General features: G+C 44.4%; 10 protein-coding genes. 3 read left to right on the top strand and 7 right to left on the bottom strand.

Annotated features, from left to right (window positions below; translation table 11 throughout):
• Positions 1 to 1,739: GAF domain-containing protein (locus F6K51_RS33975; RefSeq protein WP_293029521.1), on the bottom strand; the 1,739-nt coding region annotated here is incomplete at its 3' end.
• A gap of 474 nt (positions 1,740 to 2,213) precedes the next feature.
• Positions 2,214 to 4,037, bottom strand: coding sequence for a DNA repair protein RecN (recN, locus tag F6K51_RS33970; RefSeq protein ID WP_293029518.1), 1,824 nt, complete (start codon positions 4,035 to 4,037; stop codon positions 2,214 to 2,216).
• 297 nt (positions 4,038 to 4,334) lie between these two features.
• On the opposite strand from recN, the gene F6K51_RS33965 reads away from it, so the two are divergent.
• Positions 4,335 to 6,383, top strand: a complete 2,049-nt coding sequence (locus tag F6K51_RS33965; RefSeq protein WP_293029515.1) for an AarF/ABC1/UbiB kinase family protein — start codon at positions 4,335 to 4,337, stop codon at positions 6,381 to 6,383.
• Here F6K51_RS33965 and F6K51_RS33960 read toward each other — a convergent pair.
• Positions 6,326 to 6,649 carry a hypothetical protein gene (locus F6K51_RS33960; RefSeq protein WP_293029512.1) on the bottom strand — a complete coding sequence of 108 codons (324 nt, stop codon included), beginning with the start codon at positions 6,647 to 6,649 and terminating at the stop codon, positions 6,326 to 6,328. The genes F6K51_RS33965 and F6K51_RS33960 overlap by 58 nt on opposite strands.
• A gap of 122 nt (positions 6,650 to 6,771) precedes the next feature.
• Here F6K51_RS33960 and F6K51_RS33955 point away from each other — a divergent pair, with 122 nt between their 5' ends.
• Complete coding sequence (locus F6K51_RS33955; RefSeq protein WP_293029509.1) at positions 6,772 to 7,035, top strand: hypothetical protein; 264 nt, start codon at positions 6,772 to 6,774, stop codon at positions 7,033 to 7,035.
• Positions 7,036 to 7,169: 134 nt separating this feature from the next.
• A complete protein-coding gene (locus tag F6K51_RS33950; protein ID WP_293029506.1) occupies positions 7,170 to 8,054 on the top strand; it encodes a hypothetical protein in 885 nt (294 codons plus the stop codon).
• 19 nt (positions 8,055 to 8,073) lie between these two features.
• Here the strand turns inward: F6K51_RS33950 and F6K51_RS33945 are convergent, their stop codons facing one another.
• The 4 genes from F6K51_RS33945 to F6K51_RS33930 all read right to left on the bottom strand — a co-directional run bounded on the left by F6K51_RS33945 (position 8,074) and on the right by F6K51_RS33930 (position 9,368).
• On the bottom strand, positions 8,074 to 8,211 hold the full coding sequence (locus tag F6K51_RS33945) for a hypothetical protein (protein WP_293029504.1): 138 nt from the start codon (positions 8,209 to 8,211) through the stop codon (positions 8,074 to 8,076).
• A 7-nt stretch (positions 8,212 to 8,218) separates the two neighbouring features.
• Positions 8,219 to 8,947 carry a DUF3598 family protein gene (locus F6K51_RS33940; protein WP_293029501.1) on the bottom strand — a complete coding sequence of 243 codons (729 nt, stop codon included), beginning with the start codon at positions 8,945 to 8,947 and terminating at the stop codon, positions 8,219 to 8,221.
• A complete protein-coding gene (locus F6K51_RS33935) occupies positions 8,938 to 9,111 on the bottom strand; it encodes a hypothetical protein (protein WP_293029498.1) in 174 nt (57 codons plus the stop codon). The genes F6K51_RS33940 and F6K51_RS33935 overlap by 10 nt, the downstream gene beginning before the upstream one ends.
• A 104-nt stretch (positions 9,112 to 9,215) precedes the next feature.
• Positions 9,216 to 9,368, bottom strand: a complete 153-nt coding sequence (locus F6K51_RS33930; RefSeq protein ID WP_293029495.1) for a hypothetical protein — start codon at positions 9,366 to 9,368, stop codon at positions 9,216 to 9,218.
• Between the last annotated feature and the right edge of the window lie 44 nt (positions 9,369 to 9,412).

Genomic DNA, 9,412 nt, shown 5'->3' with positions numbered 1-9,412 from the left:
GTCATATAGCGATACATGGTAGTCTTGAGGCGTTTTTCATCACTAATGTCATCCATGACTACCAATGCAGCATAGACATGGGTTTGATCGCTGGCATCAGCAATAGAGTTAATCGAAAGATTCACACAATGCTTGCTTGATTCTAACCCCTGGGAGATCAGGGTTTGGTCGGGGTAGTACTGACGGCTGTCTTTTGCTGTCTTGGCAGTTAAAGCGTTCTGGAGCCATTGAGCAAAATTTCCCCCTTTGATGTTAATAAACTGACTAACCGATAACCCCTCCAAGCTGTCTCCATGGTCATACCCCAGCAATTTCTTGGCACTTTCATTGGTAGCGATAATCTTACCGGTTTTATCGGTGGAAATAACCCCATTACTGAGGCTGCGCAGCATATCCCGCTGAATTTGTTCCTGCTGTTTGATGGTGGCAAACAGTTTCGCTCGCTGTATGGCTACCCCAGCTTGAATATTGAAGGCTTTCATGTATTCTTCATCAATCCGATTAAAACTTGCTTGCCAGCATTCCGGAGCTTCAGGCCAATCATTCGGATTGTAAGGATCATTATCACCGGTCTTTTTCTTGTTGACTAGCTGGGTTACACCTATTAACTCTTGATTGGAGTTATACACTGGCATACACAACAGGCTACAGGTGCGATAACCAGATTCCTGATCAACTTTTTTAGAATTGTCAGAATTGGGATGATCATATAGGTCAAAAGGAATATTTAGAGCTTCACCGCTTTGAGCTACCTTGCCGGCAAAGCCAACCCCCATTAGGATCCGGATTTCTTGGGAGGAACCATCCGCTTGGGGAATTTGCGCCCACAGTTCATTACGCTCTCGGTCAATTAGCCACAGGGTACTACGGTCGGCTTTCATCAGCGTTTTCGCCTCATCCATCACCCGCGTGAGGGTTTCTTCTAGATCCAAACTGCTGAGATTGAGGGATTCTGTAGCTTTGATCAGTGCTGTTGCTGCTCTTTGTCTCTGGGTAGCTCCGTACAACGACTTGGAAGATTCTAGAACCAGCCGCATCGAAGGGGCAAAATTCTTAAACAGTTTTTGATCTTCCTCAGTAAAGCCCTGTCGGTCAATTTTATCGTTTAAGGAAGCGTTCTGTGTATAGGAATTTTTGACCTTATTGAGTAATTGGACTACGGCAACTAAATCTCCCTGTCGATTCAACAGGGGCAATGCTAGCAGGGTATAGGTGCGATATCCAGTTTTTTTGTCAGACTTTTTGGCAGTGTTAGAACGAGGGTCATCATAAAAATCGTAGGGAACGTTAACCACCCGTTTGAAAGTAGCTACTTCACCAACAATGCCCTGATCAGCTGGAAATCGCAGTTCTCCTAAGGTGTTGTTTCCCTCTCCCTTTGCCACTACCGACCAAAGTTCCTTCTTGTCTTCATCCAGAAAAAATATTGTTACTCGGTCGGCCTTCATTAACTCTGCCGTCTTGATAGTAATCGCAGTCAAAATCTCCAGGAGAACCTTCTCAAAATCTTGGTTTTCCAGTAGAGCTTCCAGCATCGACAGGGTTTGATTGACGATGTGGAGTGAGCTTTCTACATCTGGGACTACTTGTTTTAAACTTTCCCGGTTTAAAAGTGCCAGGAAGTTAGATATCATTTGTCCCGCCGCAACTAGCGAACCTGCTGCTGAGGAATTTGCCTCAGATATGCTCCCCTTTTCCACCTGATTTGAATTGTGTTGATAAACAGATGCAGCTACCATAGAATTATCCTGCGCTAAAGCTTTTGTTTGGCTGAAGCGATCTAATGATGGCGTCTTTTTGATACTTATTGACTCTTAGATTGATACTTATTGACTCGTCAGAGCCAGTTAACCGAATTGATCTGGGTTTAAGGCTAATCTGTTGATTACCTAGATAGCACCTTCTCTGCTGGCCCGGAGAGTAGATTTTTTCTGTCTGATTGAGAGTTAAATATGGCCTGACTGGATTATTATAGTGCATTCTAGATTAATTTGTCAGTAGCTTAATTAATCAATTGCGATCCAACTATTAAACTAATGCATCACAACCTCACAAGTTTTAACATTTAGCTGTTTGGCCTGGCGTTGCTTAATAATGGAATGATTTTAAGAGTTTTGTAGAATAGGCATCTTGCCTGTTCGGCGATCTTTTGGGGCGGGCAGGATGCCCACTCTACTCCTATTCATTCAAAGACTGACGCAACGCCTTTGGCCTTAGTCCTGTCTTCCCACTGTGCATGTCTTACGCCAGCTAGCAGCTTGGGACAACAAGGAAGCCGCAAAATTCATAGCGTCTTGAGCCGACTGTCCACCAGCTAACTGAGCGATTTCTTCCTGCCGCTTTTGGGGATGATTCAGGAGGCTAATCCTTACTACAGTTCGAAGCTCGGGCATTCCAGATTCCGGGATTTGGGTAACTACTTGAGTACTGCCAGACCGGTTACCTTGAGGGGAAGATGGTTGTTTCAAAATGCTAGAAATCGGTTGAGCAATCACCTGTTTATCCACCCTAAAATGTTGGTCTGCCATCGCAGCAATTAACGGTTGGTGAGTCACACAAAGAACTTGGTGGCGTTGACTGAGTTGGTAGAGTCGTTCTGCGATCGCTCCTGCTACCCGACCAGACACCCCAGCATCAATTTCATCAAAAATTAAGGTTGTTCCTGGCTGGTTACTGCTGGAAAAACAGGCTTTCAGTGCCAGTAAAAATCGACTCATCTCTCCACCGGAAGCCGTCTTAGCAAGAGGTTGCAAGGGTTCTCCGGGGTTGGGAGAGAAGTAAAAGGTGACTTGATCGGCACCAGCTGCCGTGGGGACAATGGGGCTGATTTCCACTGTAAATTTTACCTTCTCCATAGCCAAGGGCTTTAACTGGTTAACCAGCTGTTTTTCCAGTTCTGACCCAGCCCTATACCGCAATTTGGTCAGTTGATCACATTCATCGGTCACGTTTGACTTCCTCAAGGCATAATTTCTCTCTAACTCTTCTAGAGATGCACCTTCACTGCCTAATTCTTCTAGTTCTGCCTGTAGGGTCTCATAGTGAGCGATTGCCTTAGCAAGGGTTGGTCCATATTTGCGGCAAATTTGTTTGAGAACCCCAATTCTTTCCTCCACCACTTGAAGACGTTCCGGATCAGTCTCTAGTCCATCTCCATAGGCATTAATCTGATGGGCAGCTTCCGCCACTTGAGCCAATGCTCCACTGACTAGGTCTAGCAGAGGTTGCAATTGACTATCATAGTCTACCATATCCTGCAAGGTACTTTCCGCTTGACCCAATAAGTCAGCACTTGCTTTTGTCCCGTGATCATTATGGTAAAGTGCTTGATAGACTTGGTAACTCCTCTGCTGGAGTTCCACCACATGGTTCAGACGCTGGTGTTCAAGTTCTAGCTGTTCGAGTTCGTCAGGAGCGGTAAGGTTGGCACCACTGAGGTCTTGAATTTGATACTCCAACCAATCTAGACGTTGTAGGAGTTCTTGCTGAGACTTTTGCTGTGTTTCTAGAGCTTTCTTGGCCTCTTGACAAGCCATGTAGGCAGATGCCACTCGATCTCGCTGCTGGATCACAGAGGAACCGCCGTAAAGGTCGAGTAGCCCTCGTTGGCGTGCTGGCATAATAAGCTGTATTGTTTGACCCTGAGCAGTAATTTCTACCAAGCGCTCACGCAGTCCCTCCATCAGTTGCCGATTGACTATCGTGCCATTGACCCGAGAACGCGATCGCATGCCTTTTTCTGTTGCGGTAATCTCCCGGCTACAGACCAAATCCGCTTCATCAAGTAAGTCAATCTCTTGCTCACTCAACCAAGCAATCAAGGGGTTATCTACCGAGAATGTTGCTTCTACCAAAGCCCGTTTAGTCCCTGTGCGAAGCCGATTGGTGACTTTTCCCCCCAGGGCAATGTCAATGGCATCCAAAATAATGGACTTACCCGCACCGGTTTCCCCAGTCAATACATTTAGACCAGCACCGAATTCCACTTCTAGGTGGTCAATTAAGGCAAAGTTGTGAATTCGCAAATAAAGTAACATTGAGCAAAATTCACTGTTGGGAAAATTGTGATCTTAAACACATTTGGTAACAATTTAGGAAAAGTCACACCCTAATACCCAATTGAAGTCTAAGGGTTAACTCTAGTAATCGTTGACCGTTCACCATTAACCATATCGTCAATTGTCCACTAAAAATCAGTATTCTTACCCAGGAATGGGTTATTCCACCATTGTGGTATGAAGATTGCCGAACCTTTATTAAGTTTTAATGATATCCCCCTTTTGTTACAATAGTTTACAGAATCGCTTCTGTTGGTCCGTCGGAAATATCTTCTTATGAATCCTAAAACAGTTTCCCCAACTTCTCATCAAGCACTAGACTCAGAGGCTGATGCGGACAAGTCATTGGTGCCAGTGTCGGGCAGCAATAGCTCAGTTGAGGAAGAGTTGAGCTCGACAACGGGATCCTCTGTCTTGGAAACAGACAAACCACGCTACGACCCGTCGGCGATCGCAGCCCAGTACCAGAGGGCATACCTGCTAATTCTACGGCGGTCTTTCAGCATTATCTGGTCATTCATATCGTTTGCTCTCGGTCTGTGGTGGGATCGGTTTCGCGGTCGGGATGTTACCGAGAACCGAGCCAGAGCGATTCAACTGCGGGAAATTTTAACCGATCTAGGACCAGCTTACATTAAAATCGGACAAGCTCTTTCCACACGACCGGATTTAGTCCCACAAGTTTTCTTGGATGAGTTGACGCTGCTACAAGACCAACTCCCACCTTTTGAGAATGAGGTGGCTTATAAATTTATCGAGGAAGAATTAGGCGATCGCCCGGAAAATATTTTCGCTGAACTGACTGAAAAGCCTGTGGCAGCGGCTTCCTTAGGACAGGTCTATAAGGGCAAACTTAAAACTGGCGAAACTGTTGCGGTCAAGGTACAACGACCAGGATTGGCACATAAAATTACGCTTGATCTATACATTATACGCCTTGTTGCACAGTGGGTACAAACCAATGTCAAGCGGGTGCGCAGTGACTTGGTTGCCATCATGGATGAGTTTGGTGCCCGTATCTTTGAAGAGATGGACTATCAGCATGAAGGGCGCAATGCTGAACGCTTTGCCAAGCTTTACGGCAAACTACCGGAAATTTATGTTCCCCGAATTTACTGGGACTACACTGGGCGTCGTGTCCTGACTATGGAATGGATAACGGGTAGTAAGCTGACGGATATGGAGAAAATCAAGGCTCAAGGCATTGATGCCAAGCACTTGATTGAAGTTGGGGTAAACTGTTCCTTGCGACAGCTACTGGAATACGGATTCTTTCACGCTGACCCTCACCCTGGAAACCTGTTAGCTACCTCTGACGGCAAGCTGGCTTATATTGACTTTGGGATGATGAGCCAAGTCAAGACGTATCAGCGCTATGGTTTGATTGAAGCTGTTGTTCATCTGGTCAATCGTGACTTCCCTGGTTTGGCCAATGACTACGTGAAGTTGGAGTTTTTGACCCCAGAGACAGACTTGACACCAATTATTCCTGCCCTAGCCAAGGTTTTTAACAACGCCTTAGGAGCTAGTGTGGCAGAACTCAACTTCAAGAGTATCACTGACCAGTTATCAGCTTTGATGTATGAGTATCCCTTCCGGGTACCCGCTTACTATGCTCTGATTATTCGCTCCCTAGTCACCTTAGAAGGGATTGCCATTAATGTTGAGCCAGATTTCAAAGTACTCAGTAAAGCCTATCCTTATGTAGCCAAGCGCCTATTGACGGATTCATCACCAGAATTACGGGCATCCTTGAGGGATTTACTGTTCAAGGATGAGGGTTTCCGTTGGAACCGTCTGGAAAACCTGTTGCGTAATGCTGGAAATTCTCCAGATTATGATATCAACCAAGTCTTAGATCAGACCCTAGACTTTATTTTTTCAGAGCGAGGAGCTTTCATTCGGGAGCACTTGGTCAATGAGATTGTCAAGGCTATCGATAGCTTTGGAAGGCGGACATTGGATAACGTCAGTTATGCCTTGCAGGAACGTCTAGGCTTAGAAATAAATAATCAAGATAATCAAGACAAGAAGCCAGAAGATAAACCCGAAAGTACTGAGAATATCCAACGGATTTGGCAAATTTTACAAGACACTCCTGGTTTTGACCTAATGCAATTGTTGCCAGTTATTCCTCAAGTGTTCCTAAAACAGGAGACCCAGGAAATGGGACAAAAAATTGCTGGTGGTTTGGCACAGCGAGTGATTGCTCGGATGATTCGGGAGGCTTTACTCCAAGATAATCCCGACAATGACACCCTTAACGGTCATGGGCAGGGGTCAAACCCTAACTTGGTTTTGCCCCCTGCTGCTGCGATGCGATAGATTACAGCAATTTTATTTTGTAATGCGGTTGTCAGGTTGAAGGTTGTTCGCGTAGCGTGGCCAATAGGCCAAGGTTGAAGGTTGTTCGCGTAGCGTGGCCAATAGGCCAAGGTTGAAGGTTGTTCGCGTAGCGTGGCCAATAGGCCAAGGTTGAAGGTTAAAGGTTGAAGGTTAAAGGTTGAAAATTTAAAGTTGAAGGTTGTTCGCGTAGCGTGGCCAATAGGCCAAGGTTGAAGGTTGTTCGCGTAGCGTGGCCAATAGGCCAAGGTTGAAGGTTAAAGGTTAACCGGTTGAAGGTTAAAGGTTACAGGTTACAGGTGACGCGGTTACAGGTTACAGGTTACAGGTTATTAAACTTTAAAACTTTCAACCAAACAACCTTGGCCTATTGGCCACGCGATCGCTCGACTGCGGGACGAAGTCCATCGCGTTCAACCTGACAACCAAACAACCTTCAACCAAACAACCTTCAACCAAACAACCTTGGCCTATTGGCCACGCGATCGCTCGACTGCGGGACGAAGTCCATCGCGTTCAACCAAACAACCAAACAACCAAACAACCAAACAACCTTAAACCATCCAACCTTGGCCTATTGGCCACGCTACGCGAACAACCTTCAACCATCCAACCTTCAACCATCCAACCTTAAACCTTCAACCATTCAACCTTCAACCTGACAACCTGACAACCTTCAGACCTAAATCTGCCCAACAAATCCGGAATCTAACAACTCCAAGACGTAGGTTACAGTATGACTAAGAGGGATTAATCTAGTTTAAACCTATGTCTAAACTACAAGAAGCATTGCAATTCATCGAGAAAATTGAAAGTGAGAACCCTGGTAAATCCGCTTATGAAATTGTTAATCATTTGCGTGGGTACACTAAGAAGGAATATACTAGTCGGTTATGGAGTACAGCTACGGGGTATCACCAAGAGTATATTCGAGATGAATTTGAGGGAAAACTCAATATCAATGAATTAGTATTAAGTGGTGAAATTACTGACTTTGGCCATTTTATCGGTTCCCTTTCTGATCAAATTGATCAGCCTGGATTCCAATGGTCAGATTTCACTAGTTGGACTGGTGACCATACCTCATGGGCTGGAGATATTGGTTCGGCTATTGTGGCCTATCGAGACCCCAATGACAACATAGATGTTAACAGTGTCGAAGAAGCTTTGGATAGGTTAGCCAGAGATTCTGATTATACTGCGGATATTGCAGCTTACGTGGTAGGGAAGATGATTAACTCTGGTAAGCAATCTTCTATTACTCAGGCGATTTATCAGTATAATTCCAAGTCCTACTCAGAAAACGTTAGGACGTTTATTAAAAAGCGCTTTGGTGCAGTTATTGAAGAGGATAAACTTAAGAATCCGGCTGGACTTGATTCAAAAATGCGTAGCGCTATTTCTACCTATATTCAGTTTTCTTCAGCCTATGAATCCTTAAAGTCTCTCAAGGATTTAGCTAAATTACCTCTAAATTTAGGATCAGAAGATAACTCTATACCTAATAGTGTGGATATTTTTAAAGGTTCCCAACATTTTATCAAGCATATAGTAAAGTATGGAAACTTAGATAGTTTTAAATTCAAGCCATACCAAATACCTGGGATGTCTTGGCTAGGAACCGTGAACTATGAAGTTAGAGTAACTGGCTGACTTAACTAGTTAATTAGTGTTAAATCGGGAATCGGGAATCGGGAATCGGGAATCGGGAATCGGGAATTGGGAATCGGGAATCGGGAATCGGGAATCGGGAATCGGAAAAAAGTAGTTTTTGGGGCTTAAGAGTATTTTTAAATATATTTTTTATCATAGTTTGACTAAATTCTAAATACTTCTAGGGTAAAACTGCTAAAGCCCGATTGATCATAGTGGCGAGTGCCTCGTTGCAATAAAGTCTGGTTAACCAGCCAATCCACTGCCACAAAAAACGCTTTTCCACTCTCTACCTGTGCCGGACAACTGATTGAAATACCGTTAGTAAAGTGTAACCTCAGGTAATCTTCAGGTAAATCGTCTAAGGGTTGCCATGAGGTTACTATTGGGGCTGAAATTTGCCAGTCCGGGGTTATTGTTTGGACTGTTCCTTGCCAGTCGCTACTAATTTGATGGGCGGGAGGTAGAGTAGCCACATTCACGAAATGTCCTAGGTGTTCCGGAAACACAGTAAAGCGTTTCAAGCTGCCACTTTCATCGTATTTGGCAATCGCAGTAGCACGACTATTTTCATACCTTAAACATATATCGGAAAAAAACGTAGAGCCAGATTTTACTGTGGTGGAACCCCAGGAAAAGCCGTTGTCTAAAAACAAGCCAGTTGTGATAGGTTGTTTGTAGGGCCCAAAGGTTTTTGTTTCTGTCTTGCCATTAGCATAAGTATAGTGATTTTGGTGATGTATTTCACGACAATCTGCTGTGGGACGAAAACTTCTAATACAGCGCCAAGATTCTATGACGTCTCCTGCCCTCGAGTATCTAGTCCAAATCCCATACAAGTCTCCTGAATAATATCGACAGAACTTCTTCCAATTTTGGAGTTTTAGATCCATAGGTTTATTCTATAAAATACAATAGGGAATCGGGAATCGGGAATCGGGAATCGGGAATCGGGAATCGGGAATCGGAAATCGGGAATCGGGAATCGGGAATCGGGAATCGGGAATCGGGAAGTATAAAATGCTAAAACAGTGTATATTATAGTTATTAAAAACACTGTATATAGTTTTATTTTTTATATAGATAAATTAAAATTTTTAATTTATTTTTTTTATTTTAGTTTAAAAAATTTTATCGGCATCATAGGTAGATTTTTCTAGATTAGTAATGTCTTAGGTCAGTGTCTGGATAATTACCTTTAAGAAAACTATGTCCCATCTCCCCATCACCCCATCTCCCCATCACCCCATCTCCCCATCTCCCCATCTCCCCATCTCCCCATCTCCCCATCTCCCCATCTCCCCATCTCCCCATCTCCCCCTCTCCCCATCTCCCCACCACCCCATCCCCCCATCTCC

Origin of the sequence: Moorena sp. SIO3I8, assembly GCF_010692325.1 — a bacterium.
Lineage (GTDB): Bacteria > Cyanobacteriota > Cyanobacteriia > Cyanobacteriales > Coleofasciculaceae > Moorena.
The sequence above is the reverse complement of the archived record's forward strand: the minus strand, read 5'-3'. Positions and strand labels throughout refer to the sequence as shown.